A 17728-nucleotide genomic window follows, 5' to 3' on the forward strand; every position below is an offset into this window, starting at 1 on the left:
TCAAACTTGCCTTTTGCCATGGCTGACTCCTGACCTGGATTGCGCTTCTGACTGAAGAAAAGAATTTGGAATTTGTGGTGCCCATGGCGCGGATCGAACGCGCGACCTCTCCCTTACCAAGGGAGTGCTCTACCACTGAGCCACATGGGCATTTAAAAATCTTGGAGCGGGTGAAGGGAATCGAACCCTCGTCGTAAGCTTGGAAGGCTTCTGCTCTACCATTGAGCTACACCCGCGGCAAACCCTTTCACCTTCTCGCTTCCCAACCCTTCGAAACGTAGGCCCTTAAAACTTTGCCGCCTTCTTTGCGAAGGCCGCCCAGTTTTTCGGGCCTTACATTGCAAATCCAGGCAAACCGCGCCTGGATTTAGGTATGGGTCTCTGGTGGAGGAGGTTGGATTCGAACCAACGTAGGCGCAAGGCCAACAGATTTACAGTCTGCCCCCTTTAACCACTCGGGCACCCCTCCAGCGGAGAACTTGAGATTATGAACACTTTCAAATCCGCTGTCAAACCATTCGGATGAAAAATTCAAAATTTCAGTTCCACCTCCGCCGCGTTTCCGCGCAGAGGGGGCGAAGCTTACAGGTTTCCGCGAATTGCTGCACGGAAAAGCTGAGAATATTTTTCGGCGGAGAAATTTACCGGGTTGGTTCCGGCGGACGGATCCTGGCTCGCCATGTGCCCTACCCGCTCGGCCTGGGCATCGTCCAAGCCGATTTCCGCCAGCGTGTGGGGGATGCCGACTGCTTGGCGCAGCCCCAGCACCCACTCAAGCACCGCCCCGGGTCCCTGCTGCGGCAGGCCGAGGTAGCGAGCGAGCGATTCGAGACGCGGCGCGACCGCATGCTCGTTGGCTTTCAAGACATAAGGCATGAGGATGGCGTTGAGCATCCCGTGGTGTGCGTCATACAGCGCGCCAAGCGGATGTGCGAGCGCGTGCATCGCGCCCAGGCCGCGCTGAAACGCGGTGGCGCCCATACATGAGGCGGTAAGCATCTGCTGACGCGCCTGCAGGTCGGCGCCATCGGCGACAGCCTGCGGCAGATACTCCTTGATGAGGCGTATGCCTTCGAGTGCGATGCCGGCCGCCATGGGATGAAAGACCGGCGAACAATAGGCCTCGAGATTGTGCGATAGCGCATCCATGCCCGTCGCTGCCGTGATTTTCGGCGGCAGGCCGACCGTGAGTTCGGCGTCCAGGATCACGATGGACGGCCGCATGCGGGCGTGGAAGATGATGCGCTTTACTTGCGCTGCCTCATCGGTGATGACGGAGGCGCGCCCGACTTCAGAGCCCGTGCCCGCGGTGGTGGGCACGGCCACGACGGGCGCCATGGCGGCGGCATTGACGCGCAGGTGGTTGTCGCCGATGTCTTCGAAGTCCCATAGGGGCCGGTCCTGCCCGGCCATCAATGCAATGGCCTTTGCCGCATCAAGCGCGGAGCCGCCGCCGAATGCGATCACACCATCATGTTGCCCTCGCCTGAACGCAGCCACGCCGTCATCGACGTTGCGACCGGTCGGATTGCCCTTGATGTCGTGGAACACCGCGCAATTCAGCCCCGCATCGCGGCATGCGCTTACCGCGTCGCGAACCATGGGCAACGCAGCGAGCCCCGGATCCGTCACGAGCAATGGGCGTGTCATGCCAAGCTCGCGGCAATAGCCCGCAAGCTCCTTGATGCGCCCGGGGCCTGCCTTGATGTTGGTGGGATAGTTCCAGTTGACGGCGGGGACGGTCATGATGCGAATCCTGATGGCGCGGCGTCAGAGGCTGCGCAGATGAAAAGACTTGGGCTGCGTGAGCTGTTCGTATCCGACGGCCGACAAGGACACGCCCCGTCCCGATTGTTTGACGCCCGTCCACGCCAGCGCCGGATCGAGGTAGTCGCAGCGGTTCATGAAGAACGTGCCGGTGCGCAGCTGCCTGCCGATACGCAACGCGGCGGCTTCGTCCTGCGTATAGGCCGCGGCGGTCAATCCATACGGACTGTCGTTCATCAGCGCGATGGCTTGATCGTCGCTGTCGACCGGCATGATGCCAACCACCGGACCAAAGCATTCGTCGCTCATGATGCGCATCCGATGGTCAACCTGGGTCAGTAAAGCAGGCGCCACATAACACGAGCTTTTGCTCTCAGATGAGCCTTCACTCGCATTTTTGAAATGCGAGTGATCAATCAGATTTACCGCACCTGAACTGACCGCCTGTTCGATGACGCCGAGAATCTCTGCCGCCGCGCGGGCACGCACAACGGGACCAAGCGTCGTGTCCGGCTGCAACGGATTGCCCAGCACGTAGCGGTGCGTCAAGGCAACGGCGCGCTCGACAAACGCGTCATGCACGCCGCGCGCCACGTAAATGCGCTGGATGCCGCAACAGGACTGGCCGGCATTGAAGAAAGCGCCGTCGACCAACGACTCTGCCGCCGCGTCAAGGTCAGCGTCTTCTCGCACATAGGCCGGATCGTTTCCGCCCAGCTCCAGCCCGACGCCGATGAAGCGGCCCGCCGCACTTTCCTCGACGACGCGCCCTCCCCGCACCGAGCCGGTAAAGGACACATGGCCGATCTCGGGAGCGCGGATCAGCCGCTGCGTGATGTCGTGGCTGGCGTGCAGGTATTGAAAGACACCTCTCGGCGCCCCCGCGTCTCGAAACGCGCGATCGAGGAGTTCCGCGCACAGCGGCGTCTGGTCCGAATGCTTGAGGATGACGGTGTTGCCCGCCATCAACGCGGGCACGATGCTGTTCACCGCGGTCAGCAAGGGATAGTTCCACGGCGCGATGGTGAGCGCCACGCCGATGGGCTCGCGGCTGATGAAACGTGTGAAGCCAGCTTGCGCGGGCGCGGCGATGGGTGCGAGCGCTGTTTCCGCGATGCCGATCATGTGACGCGCCCGGGCCGCGAAGCCGTCCACCTCGCCGGGCGTGTGGCGCAACGGGCGGCCCATCTGGATGGTGATGGCGCGCGCGATCTCATCCTTGGCCGCCACGAAATGCGCCACGGCGGCCTCAACGATGCGCCCCCGCGCGGTGAGGCCGAGCGCGTGCCATTCCGGCTGCGCGCCCTGTGCGTTGGCCAGCGCCTGCGCGATCTGCGCATCGCTGGCATATGCGCGGCGGACGACCTCGCGTCCGTCTATCGGGCTGATGGTGATCAGTTCGTCGGTCATGGCGGCCCTGGTGGCGATGAACAGTTCAGATGATTTCGAAGTAGCGCGCCAACTCCCAATCGGTCACATGGCGCCGGAACTGCCGCTCTTCCCACTCGCGCGTCGCGGCATAGTGCTCGACGAACGCGTCGCCAAACAGCAGACGCGCCGCTTCAGATGCGCGGAGACGCTGCGCGGCCTCCCACAAGGTGGTGGGCAGATGCAGATGCGCCGGAAACTCCTGCGTGTAGGCGTTGCCCTGCACCATGGGCTCGGGCGTCAGTCCCTGTTCGATGCCGTGCAACCCGGACGCCAGCGCCGCGGCCAGGGCCAGATAGGGATTGGCGTCGGCCGAGCCGATGCGCACTTCGACGCGCTGCGATTTGTCGCTGCCGGGAATGAGCCGCAGCGCCGTCGTCCTGTTTTCCATGCCCCAGGTGGCGTCCAGCGGGGCCCAGTAGCCGGGCACCAGGCGCGAATAGCTGTTGATGGTCTGCGCGTATAACGCGGTGAACTCGGGCAGATAGTGCTGCACACCCGCCATGAAGGCGGCCTGGGTGCTGCTGACGCCATGCGGCTGCGACTCGTCGAAGAAGGCCGATCGATCCGAGTCGTGGTGGCGCAGCGACAGATGGATATGGCCGCTCTGTCCGGGATGCTCGTGCGACCACTTCGCCATGAAGGTGGCCATCAGGCCGTTCTGCTGCGCGAGCGCCTTGGTGAAGGTCTTGAACAGAAATGCCTTGTCGGCCGCGGCCGCCGCCCGGTCCACGGCAAGCGCCGCTTCCAGCACGCCCGGGCCGGTTTCGGTGTGCAGGCCTTCGATGGGCATGTCCATGCGTTCGCACAGGTCGAGCAGCTTGCGGTAGAAGTCTCCCTCGACTGTGCTGCGCAGCACCGAGTATCCGAAATTGCCCGGCGTCCAGTTCTCCATGTTGCGGTAGTGCTTGGCGCGGACCGAGTGCGGTGTCTCGCGGAACATGAAGAACTCATATTCCAGTGCGGCGTAGACGTCATAGCCCATGTCCGCCGCGCGATCGATCACGCGGTGCAGCAGACGGCGCGGGCAGATGGCGGCGGCATCGCCTTCGAATTCGGCGAGGAACAGCAGCATGTCCTCGCCGCCGGGGCCTTGCTCCAAAGGGAGCCGCCGCGCGCTCTGCGGCACGATCCGCATTTTTGCATCGGGGTATGCCGTGTGCCAGCCGGTGTAGCGAGTGTTGTCGTAGAGCTGGTCGTCGAGGTCCCATCCAAGGACCACGTCGCAAAACGCGAGGCCGGATCGCAAGGCGCCCAGAAACTTGTCGCGCCGCAGGTACTTGCCCAGCATGACGCCGTCAACGTCGGACAGGCCCACCTTGATATGCGAGAGCGGGCTGGATTGGACCAGCCGCTCTGCGTCTTCCAGCGTTGCTACCCCTAGTGCGTGCATGCTTGTTCACCTTGTGGCTGAAGCGTTGCGCGGGACTGCACGTTTTTCCAGTCTAGTCACGATGCCACATGTTGGCAAACGTGCCTTGCCCTGTAATTGAACGGCATCCCCGCTGGCTCGCCCTGCACACACACGCCGCTCCCCGTGGTTTCCCTAGGGTGCGCAAACGCGTTCAGTCCAGCGACACGCCCGCCGTCTTCACCATTTCGGCCCAGTACGCGGTGTCCTGCTGCAGCCGGCTCTTGAAGGCGTCCGGCGCGCTGCCGACGGGTTGGCTTCCGCCGCTGTTGATCTTGGCGATCACGGCGGGCGACTTCATGGCGCGGTCCACGGCCTGCGCCAGGTACGCAACGCGCTCGGGCGGCGTGCCGGCGGGTGCGAAGAGGCCGTACCAGTCGTCGGCGGTGATGCCTTCAAGTCCGGCCTGCTTCAACGTGGGTGCGCGCTTGAACACGCCGACGCCGTCGCCATGGCTCATGGCGAGGATCTGCAGTTTTCCGGCGGCCACCATAGGCTCGGCCGATGCAGGTGACGTGATCAGCATGTCAACAGTGCCGCCCAGCAGATCCGTCACGGCGGGCGCGGCGCCGCGGTACGGCACGTGCACCAGCTTGACGTCGGCCTTCTTGGAAACCAGCGCGCCCATCAGGTGGCTCATCGTGCCGTTGCCGGGCGTGGCATACGTGATGACGCCCGGCTGCTTGCGTGCCGCTGCCAGATAGGCGTCCAGCGTCTTGTACGGCCCGTCCGCGCGCGACACGAGCACGAGCGGCGCCGAGGTGATCTGCGAGATCGGCACGAAGTCCTTGAGCGGATCGAAGCCCACATTCTTGTACAAGCGCGGATTGACGGCCATGACGCTGGTCTGCGACATCACGAGCGTGTAGCCGTCGGGCTTGGCGCGCGAGACCTGCGCCGTGCCGACGTTGCCGCCCGCCCCCGAACGGTTCTCGACCACCACGCTCTGGCCCGTGATGGCGCCCAGTTCCTGCGCGATCAGACGCGCGACGCCGTCGTTGCCGCCGCCGGGAGGAAACGGCGAGACCACGGTGATGGCCTGCTTCGGATAGTCCGCCAACGGCGCTGGCGCCTGCGCGTGCGCCGTGACGCTCCACAACAAGCCGGCCATCGCGGCGGCGGCGGTCTTGCAAGCGTGCAATGCGTGTTGCTTCATCTGGATTTCCCCTTGAGTTGGCGGCCGGATTCTCGGCCGTCCTTTGCATTCCGGTTCGCCATGAACCGTCCGCACCCCGCCGGCAAAGGCCGCCGGGGCGTACTGATCAGGTTGAAGCGTGGGTATCGCCGCGCGTGTCGGCGCGGCGGCGGGCGTCAGCCGGCCGGAGCCCCGGGGAACCGGTAGGTGGCACGTTCCCGCTCGTCGATCTGCTTGACGAGGTTGGTTTCCCAGGCCAGGTACTGGCGCGCCGCCGCTTTGTTGCCGTCGTGGCGGTCATGCACGAAAAAGAGGTAGTCGATGCAGTCGCTGTCGGGTGGGTCGGCGGGCGTGGATTCCAGCGCAATCCCTTGCGCGGTCCACCTTTCGGGCGTGCCCGTGTTCGCCTTGACGTCTGAGACGCCCAATGCGCGAAGATCGTTCGCAGCCCAGGCCGCCAGTGCGGCGTCCTCGGCCAGCAGGATGACGGGACGTGCGGGATCCAGGGTCAGCCGTTCCAGACGCGGCCGGATCGACCAGCGCGCGCCGGCGACGTGGCGCGCCCGATACCGCATGCTGGGGCGGATATCGATCGCCTGCGCGCCGTGCGCGAGCGCGTCCGCAAGCTGCGTGTCAGACAACACGGTGATTGGCGGCACCAGCGCCGCGGCCACGTCGTTCCGCAGCGACGCGTCGCTGCCTTCTTCAAGTGTGCAAGCGTCCCAGCCCATCTGCCGCAACCAGCTCGCGACGACAGGGGCGCGCACGCCTTCCGCATCGAACACGACGATCCGTGCGCCGCGCACGGCGATGTACTGGTCCGTCGCCTGGATAAGCTGACCGCCCGGTGCGTGCTGCGCGCCCGGCAGCGAGCCTTGCGCGAATTCCTCGGCGCTGCGCACATCGCACAGGAACGTCGTACGCGCGGAATTGCCTAGCCAGGCCTGTACCTGCGCCGCGTTTGCAGACGGCACGCCATGGCGCCGGGCAAGCTGCGCGGAGCGCTGCACAAGTGCCGGAACGTCGTCCTGCGGAACGTCGTCGGCATAGCGGCGGCGCGCGCCGTGTTCGAGCTGCAGATCTTCGAGGTACCAGCCTTGCGTGCCGTTTTCGAGCGCGTAGACGGGATTGGGAACGCCAAGATTGATCAGCGTCTGCGCGCCGATAATGCTGCGGGTGCGGCCGGCGCAGTTGATCACGATGGTGGTGTCCGGCCGCGTCGCGAGCGTATGAGCGCGCAGCGCCAGTTCGCCGTTGGGGCAGCAGATGCCGCCCGGGATGCTCATCTTCTGGTATTCCGCAAACGGACGGCCGTCCAGCACGATCAGGTCGTCGCCGCGGCGTTGACGTTCGGCCAGTTCGCGGGCGCCGATGCGGGGGGTGTGGAAAACCTCTTCGGCCAGTTCGCCGAAGGTCTTGCTGGGCACGTTGACGCCCGCGAATGCCGCGTAGCCATCACGCTGCCACTGCGCCAGCCCGCCCGCCAATCGGTGCACGTTTGTGTAGCCCAACGCGGCCAGTGCGCGCGCAGCACGCGCCGCAGTGTCGTCATCGCCGCCGTTGTCGTAGACGACAACGCGCACGCCACGACGCGGCGCAAGACGCACGATGTCGATTTCGAGCCTGCTGTACGGCACCGGCGCGGCGTAGAAGAGATGGGACTCGCCATACTGGCCATGTTCGCGCACGTCCAGCAGCGCGATCTCGCCGCCATCGTGCAGCCACTGCTTGAGCGTATGCGAATCGACGCTGACGGATTGTTGGTCGTGAGAGGACTGCATCATGAGATTCGGAGGGAGCGAAGGGGTTGGGTCAGCGCGGCAAGACCGCGTTCCAGGTCGGCGACGAGGTCGTCAGGATCTTCCAGGCCGATATGCAGGCGCAGCATGGGACCGCTGGCCTGATAGCCGGGAAGCGATCGCGAGTTCTGCAGAAAGACCGGAATCACCAGGCTTTCGAAGCCGCCCCACGATGCGCCGATGCCAAAGAGCTGAAGGCTGTCGATAAGCCTTTCGGCATCGGCCTCGGTGTAGGCGTCCGACAGTTCGATCGTCAGGAGGCCATTGGCGCCATTGCAATCGCGCCGCCAGATGGCGTGGGAGGGATCGCCTGGCAAGGCGGGATTCAAGACGCGCGAGACTTCGGGCCGCGCCTGCAACCACTGCGAGATCTGCAGCGCGCTGCGGGCGTGCTGCGCCATGCGCAACGGCAGCGTGCGCATGCCGCGCAGCACGAGGTAAGCGTCGTCGGCCCCAACCGTCTGGCCGAAGTCGATCGTTGCGCGTTCCAGTGCACGCCAGGCACGATCGTTGGTGATGACCGCGCCCATCATCACGTCGGCATGGCCGCCGAGGTATTTGGTGGCGGCCAGGATGGAAATGTCGGCGCCCAATGCGAGCGGTTTTTGCAGCAAACCGGACGCCCACGTGTTATCCACAGCCAGCCAGCAGCCGTGTTTTTTTGCAGTTGTGGATAACTCGGTGAGGTCCGGCATCTCGTACGTCAGGGACCCGGGCGACTCGGCGTAGATCATGCGGGTATTGGGCCGGATCAGCGGCTCGATGCCCTGGCCGTCGGGGCGGTAGTACGTGAATTCGATGCCCAGGCGCGTCAGGTGTTCGGCGCAGAACCGGCGCACCGGCTCGTACACGGCATCGGTCAGCAGCACGTGATCGCCCGCGCGAAGATAGGCGAGCAGCACAGTGGCGATCGCGGCCTGCCCCGTGGGGTACAGCTTGGCGCGATAGCCCTCTTCCAGTTCGATCAGCGCATCTTCCAATGCGTGCGTGCTGTCGGTGCCGCGCGCGCCGTAGGATGGCAGGCGCTCCTGTTCGCGGCGCGCCCGCGTATCGCGCCACGCCTGCACACTGTCAAAGACATATGTGCTGGCGCGCGTGACCGGGGTATTGACCCAGCCTTGATGAGGACGTCCCGCGCGCAGCAGGCGCGTTGCGGACCGGAAGGGTTTGCTCATGATCAGCGCCGCGTCTGCACGCCGATGGGCATGATCTTGCAGGTGCCGGTCTCCAGATCGAAGCCCAGGCGTTGGTCCAAAGTTTCCAGCGCGCGCCCGTACATGTGCAGGTGGCGGATAACGCTGTCGCCCTGGATCTCCACGGCGTGGATGTCGTCGGGCATCAAGGCGATGCCGCTGCCGGGGCCGACGACGACGGTGTCGACCTTTTCCAGCTTGCCGACGCCGGGTTGCGAGCCGTCGTCGATGCGGTCGTACACGTAGTTGTATTCCACGCCCTCGACCGCGGCGATACACGCCCAGGTGGTGTGGTTGTGCGGCACGATCTTCTTGCCGGGGCGCATCACGTTCAGATAGAGCGCGTAGCTCTTGTCGGCGTCCTCGGCGATGAGGTAACGGGCCTGGCGTTCCTCGCCTTCAGGCGGCGGATAGCGGTCGGCGCCCCACCAGGCGGTGTTGCCGGCCAGGGCAACCAGCTCGTCCAGGACAGATTGCAGGCTGTCGCGGTTCAGGCCCTTATTTCCTACAGTTTTTTTAATATTTTCGACCGCGCTATCGATGCCGGCCTGTTGAGGATGTGCAGTGCTCACGTCGACGTTCCCTCTTGTTTCATGAGTTATTGCACTCACTGTATCGCCGGGTTCACGCGTCAACAATTTAAATTGCTTGAACATTCCATTAGGGCTGCTAATGTGTCGGGTTATCCCTGAACCCGTTTTCAACGCCCTGATGCGGAACCTTGACCTTGACCTGCTGCGCACGCTGACGGCAATCGCCCAGCATGAAACATTCTCGGAAGCCGCCAACCGGCTGCACAAGACGCAGTCGGCCATCACGCAGCAGATGCAGCGGCTCGAGTCCATGATCGGCCTGCCCCTATTTGAAAAGCAGGGCCGCAACAAGCTGCTGTCTTCCCACGGCCGGCGGCTGGTCGAATACGCGCGGCACATGCTGGCCATCAATGACGAAGCGTTGCGGGCGCTGCAGGCCGGGCCGTTGGAAGGCGATCTGCGATTGGGTGCACCGCTGGACGTGGCGGACACGATCCTGCCGACGCTGCTGACGCACATCGCGCGTGTCGCGCCCCGCGTGAAACTGGAGATCCGGGTGGATCGCAGTCCTTTCCTGATGGACGCGCTGCGCGCCGGTGAAATCGATCTGACTATCTCGACGCGCTTTGACCAGGACTTCGAGGGCGTGGCGTTGCGCACGTCGCCGACGGTATGGTTGGCGTCCGCAGATTACGTGCACGATGCCCACTCACCCGTACCCCTGGTGCTGGCGGACGAGCCCAGCATCTTCCGCCGGCTGGCGCTCAATGCACTCGAGCAGGCGCAGGTGCGCTGGCACACGAACTACGTGGCGCCGAATCTGGTGGGGATCAAGGCGGCGCTACGCGCGGGCCTGGGAGTGACGGCGCGCAGCGTGGAACTGCTGGGGCCGGAGATGCGGGTGCTGGGAGAAAAGGAAGGACTGCCACCGCTGCCGGATGTGACGTACTTCCTGTGGATAAGGCGTGATCTCATCAATCCGCTGACGCGGCAGGTGTACGACATGCTGCGGACCAACCTGGGGCTTGCGCAGCAAGGCGCCGCGACGGCCTAGCCGCCGCGGTCCATGGTTCAGTAACGGTCGAAGATCTGCTGCAGGGCAGCCGGATCGCGCGTGACCGTCAGGGCGAGCATCAGCAGGATGCGCGCCTTCTGGGGGTTCAGGTCGAGCGCCGCGACAAAACCCAAGGCGGCGTCGTCGACTTCGACATCGCGCGCCACGAACCCGCTGCCGGTGCGGCTGGACCGCACGACCGCCACGCCATCGTCCGCCGCGCGGCGCAGGCCTTCGATGGCCAGGTCGGTGGCGTTGCCATCGCCCACGCCCGCCAGCACGATGCCGTCAGCCGCGCTGGCCAGAAAATCGATCAGATCGGCCTGCAGGTTGGCGTACGCGTAGACGATGTCGACACGCGGCCAGCCGGTCTTTTCCAGCAATGCGAGTGAAAACTCGCTTTGCTCGCCGAACGTGGTGGCGTTGCGCGAATAGAAATTGGGCACGCCGCCGTGCATGACGCCGGCGCGGCCGCGATTGGGCGACGAGAAGGCGCACAGACCCGCGCTGGCGATCTTCTGGATTTCGCGGGCGTAGTGGATGTCTTCGTTCATGACGACGAGCGGCCCGCGGCCGCGCGCGTCGGGGTGACGCGCCAGCGCCACCGCGTTATACAGGTTGGCCGGGCCTTCGGCGCCAAGCGCCGTGGCCGGACGCATCGCGCCGACCAACACGACGGCCTTGTCATGGCGGTTGACCAGGCTGAGGAAATACGCGGTTTCCTCGAGCGTGTCCGTGCCGTGGGTGATGACGATGCCGGCCACCGAGGGGTCCTGGCAAAGCGTGTCCACGCGCTGCGCCAGTGTGCGCCAGACGTCGTGCGTCATGTTCTGGCTGCCGACGTTGGCCACTTGTTCGGCGCGGATTTCGGCGATGCCGGCAAGCTGCGGCACCGCACCAAGCAGATCGTTTACGGAAAACGTGCCGGCCTTGTAGCCCGCGGACGTGGCGTCGGCCTGGGCCCCTGCGATCGTGCCGCCCGTTGCGAGCACCGCAATGACGGGCAATGCGCGTTCAGGCATCCACGGCTCCGGAAAGGCCTTGGCGTTCGAGGAGCGAGTTCAGGTGCTCCCAGCCGTGGAAATCGATGACGATCTGCCCCTTTTCCTTGGCGCCCACCTTCAGCGCGACGCGCGTGCCCAGGTGGTCGGACAGTGCTTCTTCGAGACGCGTCAGGTCGCGCGACACGCCGTTGGTTTTCTTCTTGGGCGAGGCCGACGCTTCGGCCTCCTTGGCGGTCTTGGCGACGAGCTTTTCAGCTTCGCGCACCGACAGGCGGCGCGCGATGATGAGGTTGGCAAGCTGGATCTGCGTAGCCGCGTCGACGGCGAGCAGCGCGCGGGCATGGCCCATATCGACGTCGCCGGCCAGCAGCATGGTCTGCACGGGCGCGGCCAGGTTCAATAGACGCAGCAGATTGCTGGTGGCGGAGCGCGACCGGCCAATGGCCTGCGCGGCCTGTTCGTGCGTCAGGCCGAACTCGTCGAGCAGACGGCGCACGCCGTGCGCTTCTTCCAGCGGATTCAGGTCTTCGCGCTGGATGTTTTCGATCAGCGCCATGACGGCCGCGTTTTCGTCGGCGACCTCGCGCACCAGCACCGGCACTTCCTTCAGGCCGGCAAGCTGCGCGGCGCGAAAGCGCCGTTCACCTGCGATGATCTCGTAATGCCCGGGCGCGTCGCCCAGCGCACGCACGAGAATCGGCTGCATGATGCCTTGCGTGCGAATCGATTCGGCCAGCTCGCCCAGGGCCCCCTCGTCCATGCGCGTGCGCGGCTGATACTTGCCGGCGCGCATCTTCGAGATGGGCAGGGTGGACGGCGGACCCTCGGGCTTGGCGACAGCCTTGCCGATGTTGTCGATGGCGGGCGCATCGGCGCCCAGCAAGGCGTCCAGTCCGCGACCCAATCCCTTGGGTTTCTTGGTGGCCATAATTAAATCCTCTTTCCTTCTGTCTTTGTATCCTGAGCGCCAGGCTCAGGTGTCCGCCTGCTCGGCGGGCAGGCGGTACCAATACGCGTAACAGTCTTTGAATCCGTAGCGGGCGTACAGCGTCCGCGCCGCGGTGTTTTCCGGCTCGACCTGCAGGTAGGCCGTCCTGGCGCCGCCGGCGGCTCCTTCGGCCAGCAAATGCTCCATCAGGACGGCGGCGTAGCCTTTGCGCCGATGTCCAGGATGGGTAACGATGTCGAACAGGCCGAGCAAGTCACCTTCGCGCACGGCCATGCCCGCGACAACCACCTGCCCTGCCGCGTCGGTGGCAAGCACCGGCTGCTTATCCACAGCCAGGCCTTGCAGGCGAGTCTGATGTTCTTCGATGTGCGCGGCTGACGAGCCGCGCAGCGCCCCGACCGCCGCTGCGAAGCGCTCGGCATCGACCATGCTGAAATGCAGATCGCTCCTGACGCTTGCGCGCGGAGCGAGCGGCGTGCTCATGACGCGAGTCTCACCGGTGTAGATATAACCGCGGGCCTCCAGGTCGGCGTCGAGCGAAAAATCGGGGCCGATGGAGGTGATGCGCAGCACCATGGGCAAACCCTGGCGCGCATACAACGATGAACAATACGCCAGCCGCTCATCCAAAGGACGTGTGGATAACCCCAGCACATTGACGCTGCGTACCCGCTTGGCCGGCGATTGGGCGAAACGCACCAGCCAGCCATCATAGATCACCTGCGCGCCGACGGCGGTGGCATTGAGCGCCGCGTCTTCCAGCCGCACGCGCAGCGCATCGCGCACGTCGGCGCGCGGCGTGGAGAGGGCTGTCTGCGGCGGAAAAAAGAGCGCGGCGTTGGACATGAGGGACGGCTAGTTCAGGTCCTTCCTGACCCGCTCTATCATTTCGGCGCCGAATGAAATGTAGGCCTGCGCGCCGCGTGACGCACGGTCATACACAACGCCCGGCATTCCGTAACTGGGTGCTTCGGCCAGGCGCACGTTACGCGGCACGACGGTCTTGAAGACCTTGTCGCCGAAGTGCGATTCGAGTTGCGCGGACACCTGCTGTTGCAGCGTCATGCGCGGGTCGAACATCACGCGCAGCAAGCCGATGACGCGCAGGTCGTCGTTGATGTTTCGATGCACGCGCTTGATGGTGTTGACCAGATCTGACAAGCCTTCGAGCGCGAAGTATTCGCACTGCATCGGAATGATGACGCCGTGCGCGGCAGCCAGGCCGTTGAGGGTAAGCAGGGACAACGTGGGCGGGCAGTCGATGAGCACGAAGTCGTACTGGGTCGCGACGGTGTCGATGGCGGCCTTCAGTTGGCGCTCGCGCTGTTCCATCTGCACCAGATCGATCTCGGCGCCGGACAGTTCACGGTTGGCGGGCAGCACGTCGTAACCGCCGGACTCCGACTTCACGCGTGACTGTTCAATGGAGGATTCGCCGATCAGCACCTGGTACAGGTTGGATTCCAGCGAATTCTTGTCGATGCCGCTACCCATCGTGGCATTGCCCTGCGGGTCCAGGTCCACCAGCAGCACGCGCTGATTGTGCGTGGCAAGGCCCGCCGCCAGATTGATGGCGGTCGTCGTCTTGCCCACTCCGCCCTTTTGATTGGCAATGCAGAAGACGCGGGCGGATGTGCTGGGGGGTATGTTCTTCATAGGGTTCCTTGACTGCGGCGCATCCAGATCAGGCAGCGTTCTGCTTGCAGCTCCGGGACGTGGAGCGGCTGAATATGGTCGACTTGCCATTCCCCGCGCGCGTGCAGCGCCTGGATTTCTTCTTCGGGGAGCTTGCCCTTCATGGCGACGAGGGTACCATTCTTGGCTACGTGGCGACCCGCGAGTTGCGCAAAATCATCCAATGATGCAAACGCTCGCGACGTCACGATGTTGCACTCGGCAGGATCGATCGTTTCGATGCGCGCATGCTGCGATTGCAGGTTGGGCAGACCCAACGCGCCGCTCATCTGACGCACGAACGCGGTCTTCTTTTCAACGGCGTCAACGCAGGTCACGGACCACTGGGGCCGCATGATGGCCAGAACGACGCCAGGCAGCCCGCCGCCCGAGCCGACGTCGTAGACCTTGGCCGGCGCATCGGGCGCAGCCAGCGCCTCGCTAAAGGGCTTTACGGCCGCAAGGCTATCGAACAGATGCTGCACAAGCATCTGCTGCGGATCGCGGATGGCGGTCAGGTTGTACGTGCGATTCCAGCGCTGCATCTGCCCCAGGTAATTGAGCAGCTTGGCGATGGCGACGTCATCGGCGGTCACGCCCAGCTGCTCGCATGCGCGAGTGAGTCGGCCGGCCATGTCGATGCCGGCCTGATTGGCGGGCGCGCTCATGCCGCTTGCTTGCGCGAGCCGTAATGCAGGCGCTTCAGATGGATGAGCAGGAGCGAAATGGCAGCCGGCGTGACGCCGGAAATGCGGGCGGCCTGGCCGATCGTTTCCGGACGATGCGTCTTGAGTTTCTGGCGCACTTCGAAGGACAGGCTGGTAACGGCGTCGTAGTCGACGTCCGCCGGGATCGGCTGCTGTTCATGGGCGATGTGCTTTTGCACTTCGTCCTGCTGGCGCGCGATATAGCCGGCGTACTTGACCTGGATCTCGACCTGCTCCGAGAGCACGTCGTCGTCGACAACGCCCGGGCCGGCCAGCAACGTGCCGTCCGCGTTCTGGGCGGCCATCAAGGCTTCGTATGTCACGTTCGGCCGTTTCAACAGGTCGGCTAGTGAGTACTCACGTTCAATCGCCTTACCAAGCAGCGGTTCGGCCACCTCGGCCGGCAGCAGACGCGGATTGACCCACGACGACTTAAGGCGCTCGACTTCGGCGGCAACCGCGTCGCGCTTACGGTTGAACGCATCCCACCGCGCATTGTCGACAATACCGAGCTGGCGGCCGATTTCGGTCAGGCGCAGATCGGCATTATCTTCGCGCAGGCTGAGGCGGTATTCGGCGCGGGACGTGAACATGCGGTACGGCTCGGTCACGCCGCGCGTGACCAGATCATCGACGAGCACGCCGAGGTACGCTTCGTCGCGGCGCGGGGTCCACTGCTCGCGGTCCTGAGACTTCAGTGCGGCATTGACGCCAGCCAGCAGCCCCTGGGCCGCGGCTTCTTCGTAGCCGGTGGTGCCGTTGATCTGCCCGGCGAAGTAAAGCCCTTCAATGGCCTTGGTTTCCAGCGTGCTCTTGAGTCCACGTGGATCAAAGTAGTCGTATTCGATGGCGTAGCCGGGCCGCATGATGTGGGCATTCTCAAGACCGGGCAGCGAATGGATCAGATCCAGCTGCACATCGAACGGCAGGCTGGTCGACACGCCGTTGGGATAGACCTCATGCGTGTCCAGCCCTTCCGGTTCCAGGAAGACCTGGTGCGACTGCTTGTCGGCAAACCGATGGATCTTGTCTTCGATGGACGGGCAATAGCGAGGACCCACGCCCTCGATGACGCCGCTATACATCGGCGAGCGATCGAGGCCGCCACGGATGATGTCGTGGGTGCGCGCGTTCGTATGGGTGATCCAGCACGGCAGCTGGCGCGGGTGCATGGCCACGTTGCCCATGTAAGAGAACACGGGGACCGGGTCCAAGTCGCCGGGCTGTTCTTCCAGGATGGCGTAGTTGATCGTGCGTCCATCGATGCGCGGCGGCGTACCGGTTTTGAGGCGGCCTTGGGGAAGCTGCAGTTCCTTCAAGCGCTGGCCCAACGAAATCGCGGGCGGATCACCAGCGCGGCCACCGGAGTAGTTCTGCAGGCCCACGTGGATCAGGCCATTCAGAAACGTGCCGGCGGTCAGCACTACCGTCTTGGCTCGGAACTTCAGCCCAACTTGCGTGACGGCGCCGACGACACGATCACCCTCCACCATCAGGTCTTCGACAGCCTGCTGGAACAACCAGAGGTTTGGTTGATTCTCGAGGCGTCCGCGGATGGCTTTGCGGTACAGGACACGATCAGCCTGCGCCCGCGTTGCGCGAACGGCCGGACCCTTCGACCCGTTCAGGATGCGGAACTGGATGCCGGCCTCGTCAGTTGCCAGAGCCATGGCCCCGCCCAGGGCGTCCACCTCTTTGACGAGGTGACCCTTGCCAATTCCGCCGATGGACGGATTGCAAGACATTTGGCCAAGGGTCTCGATGTTGTGCGTGAGCAGCAGCGTCTGCGCACCGGTACGGGCAGCAGCCAGTGCCGCCTCGGTGCCGGCGTGGCCGCCACCGACGACGATGACATCGAATTCGCGGGGATAGTCCATGATGGGGGAGGTAAAGAAGAGAGCGATCGGCGCTCATTATAGAGGCAGGGGTTGCATGTTTCACGTGAAACATGCGGGCTGGTTGTTTATGTGATGCTTGAAGCGCGGTGGCTCGGGGGGATTTGATCCTTGGCGTGGGGTAGCCAGGAATATCGGCATTTGCCGGTGTTTATCGGAGTGTTCCACGTGAAACACTTGGGTCGTTTGTCGACTGAGTACGAGGCTCCAGTCGGTAACACGTTTCACGTGGAACAGCGACGGCTATCGAGAGTAGCTGGACCGAGGCGCTCTGAATTGGGAGCGAGTCGAGTGTGGTCTCTCTGATGATGTCGGCGGCGTCGGGAGGGGCCCCAGCAAGCTCGGCTGCCGTAGGTGTCGCGAAGCGCGAGCTTCGGAGGCCAATGAGGATGACCTAGCCGATGTTTCACGTGAAACATCCCGGGGCACCAGAGGAATGACTCGGCCCGCCCTTCCCTGCTGCAACTGACCTGAATGATCGATAACAATTGAACATTCAATAGTCGGCCCGGCACTCTAGTCCAAGCAATTGTCCAGTTCCACCGCGCGCCCTTTCTGGAAAACGTGTTCGACCACACTCGCAAGTTTTGCACGTACCCAAATTCTGGTCGCTGCGAAGTTTCACGTGGAACATTGCACACGCGGTTAGACCCCGCTACACGCCGCCGTCCCACCCTGCGGATATCAGAGATCGCTGACGCGGGAGTATCGGACAGAGGCCTTTGCCAAGTGCGTCCGGCTCTGGGCGGAACACTCACATCACTCCCCTGGTCCCGCGAGCAGGTTGTGTTTGGGGCGTCCCAAGTCCATTTGTCTGCCCTATTCCATATCCTGCTAAGCCGAGCGCAAGGGGTCCGCTTATGCACAGAACCCGGCCAGCAACACTCCAACTGGCTAGACTGAGGAGAACGGAACGTCTCAGCGCGCGCGGAGAAACGCTGTTAGCCCCCCTGCCTTCATTCATCGGCTGTGGTTCCCTGCTCTCGCAGCCGACGGCCGCTCTATGTTTCACGTGAAACAGCGACTTAGGTCGACTGCTACGTCGTTCAACAGTTCACCGGAACGTCAAATGTGCCGTTTGCTCTGCAGCCCGCCGTCCGCAGAGTTCTGAAGACAGCGTTTCGCGACGGGATGTACGCCGCATAAACACGCTAAATCGTGCGAACGCGCTGGGCATGC

General features: G+C 64.0%; 14 protein-coding genes and 3 tRNA genes. 1 reads left to right on the forward strand and 16 read right to left on the reverse strand.

The window, feature by feature from the left end:
• Positions 1-75: 75 nt before the first annotated feature.
• The 10 genes from B3098_RS12250 to B3098_RS12295 form a co-directional block, all read right to left on the reverse strand.
• A tRNA-Thr gene (locus B3098_RS12250) sits at positions 76-150 on the reverse strand.
• 12 nt (positions 151-162) lie between these two features.
• Positions 163-236, reverse strand: a tRNA-Gly gene (locus B3098_RS12255).
• A gap of 146 nt (positions 237-382) precedes the next feature.
• A tRNA-Tyr gene (locus tag B3098_RS12260) sits at positions 383-469 on the reverse strand.
• A 113-nt stretch (positions 470-582) separates the two neighbouring features.
• Entirely contained in the window at positions 583-1746 is a 1164-nt protein-coding gene (locus B3098_RS12265; protein ID WP_286896491.1) for an iron-containing alcohol dehydrogenase, read from the reverse strand.
• 24 nt (positions 1747-1770) lie between these two features.
• Positions 1771-3177: an aldehyde dehydrogenase family protein gene (locus B3098_RS12270; protein WP_286896494.1), complete on the reverse strand. Its 1407-nt coding sequence runs from the start codon at positions 3175-3177 to the stop codon at positions 1771-1773.
• A 25-nt stretch (positions 3178-3202) separates the two neighbouring features.
• Entirely contained in the window at positions 3203-4588 is a 1386-nt protein-coding gene (locus B3098_RS12275; RefSeq protein WP_286896495.1) for a glutamine synthetase family protein, read from the reverse strand.
• A gap of 172 nt (positions 4589-4760) precedes the next feature.
• Positions 4761-5762: a Bug family tripartite tricarboxylate transporter substrate binding protein gene (locus tag B3098_RS12280; protein ID WP_286896497.1), complete on the reverse strand. Its 1002-nt coding sequence runs from the start codon at positions 5760-5762 to the stop codon at positions 4761-4763.
• A 155-nt stretch (positions 5763-5917) separates the two neighbouring features.
• Positions 5918-7522 carry a rhodanese-like domain-containing protein gene (locus B3098_RS12285; protein WP_286897082.1) on the reverse strand — a complete coding sequence of 535 codons (1605 nt, stop codon included), beginning with the start codon at positions 7520-7522 and terminating at the stop codon, positions 5918-5920.
• Positions 7522-8715 (reverse strand): cystathionine beta-lyase, encoded by a 1194-nt coding sequence (gene metC / locus B3098_RS12290; protein WP_286896517.1) that lies wholly within the window; start codon positions 8713-8715, stop codon positions 7522-7524. Before metC ends, B3098_RS12285 begins: the two co-directional genes overlap by 1 nt.
• 2 nt (positions 8716-8717) lie before the next feature.
• Positions 8718-9305 carry a cysteine dioxygenase family protein gene (locus tag B3098_RS12295; protein WP_175124804.1) on the reverse strand — a complete coding sequence of 196 codons (588 nt, stop codon included), beginning with the start codon at positions 9303-9305 and terminating at the stop codon, positions 8718-8720.
• A gap of 139 nt (positions 9306-9444) precedes the next feature.
• Here B3098_RS12295 and B3098_RS12300 point away from each other — a divergent pair, with 139 nt between their 5' ends.
• On the forward strand, positions 9445-10320 hold the full coding sequence (locus B3098_RS12300; RefSeq protein WP_286896520.1) for a LysR substrate-binding domain-containing protein: 876 nt from the start codon (positions 9445-9447) through the stop codon (positions 10318-10320).
• 17 nt (positions 10321-10337) lie between these two features.
• Here B3098_RS12300 and B3098_RS12305 read toward each other — a convergent pair whose 3' ends face one another.
• Genes B3098_RS12305 through mnmG form a run of 6 tightly spaced genes read right to left on the reverse strand, consistent with a single transcriptional unit; the run spans position 10338 to position 16531 of the window.
• Positions 10338-11342 (reverse strand): asparaginase, encoded by a 1005-nt coding sequence (locus B3098_RS12305; protein ID WP_286896523.1) that lies wholly within the window; start codon positions 11340-11342, stop codon positions 10338-10340.
• Positions 11335-12252, reverse strand: a complete 918-nt coding sequence (locus tag B3098_RS12310) for a ParB/RepB/Spo0J family partition protein (RefSeq protein ID WP_062839279.1) — start codon at positions 12250-12252, stop codon at positions 11335-11337. Before B3098_RS12310 ends, B3098_RS12305 begins: the two co-directional genes overlap by 8 nt.
• 45 nt (positions 12253-12297) lie before the next feature.
• Positions 12298-13119: a GNAT family N-acetyltransferase gene (locus tag B3098_RS12315; protein WP_286896529.1), complete on the reverse strand. Its 822-nt coding sequence runs from the start codon at positions 13117-13119 to the stop codon at positions 12298-12300.
• 9 nt (positions 13120-13128) lie between these two features.
• Entirely contained in the window at positions 13129-13929 is an 801-nt protein-coding gene (locus B3098_RS12320; protein ID WP_105241282.1) for a ParA family protein, read from the reverse strand.
• Positions 13926-14615: a 16S rRNA (guanine(527)-N(7))-methyltransferase RsmG gene (gene rsmG / locus B3098_RS12325; RefSeq protein ID WP_286896532.1), complete on the reverse strand. Its 690-nt coding sequence runs from the start codon at positions 14613-14615 to the stop codon at positions 13926-13928. The genes B3098_RS12320 and rsmG overlap by 4 nt, the downstream gene beginning before the upstream one ends.
• Positions 14612-16531: a tRNA uridine-5-carboxymethylaminomethyl(34) synthesis enzyme MnmG gene (gene mnmG, locus B3098_RS12330; RefSeq protein WP_175124864.1), complete on the reverse strand. Its 1920-nt coding sequence runs from the start codon at positions 16529-16531 to the stop codon at positions 14612-14614. Before mnmG ends, rsmG begins: the two co-directional genes overlap by 4 nt.
• Positions 16532-17728 lie beyond the last annotated feature (1197 nt).

Source organism: Achromobacter sp. UBA2119, assembly GCF_002331005.1.
Lineage (GTDB): Bacteria > Pseudomonadota > Gammaproteobacteria > Burkholderiales > Burkholderiaceae_B > Achromobacter > Achromobacter animicus.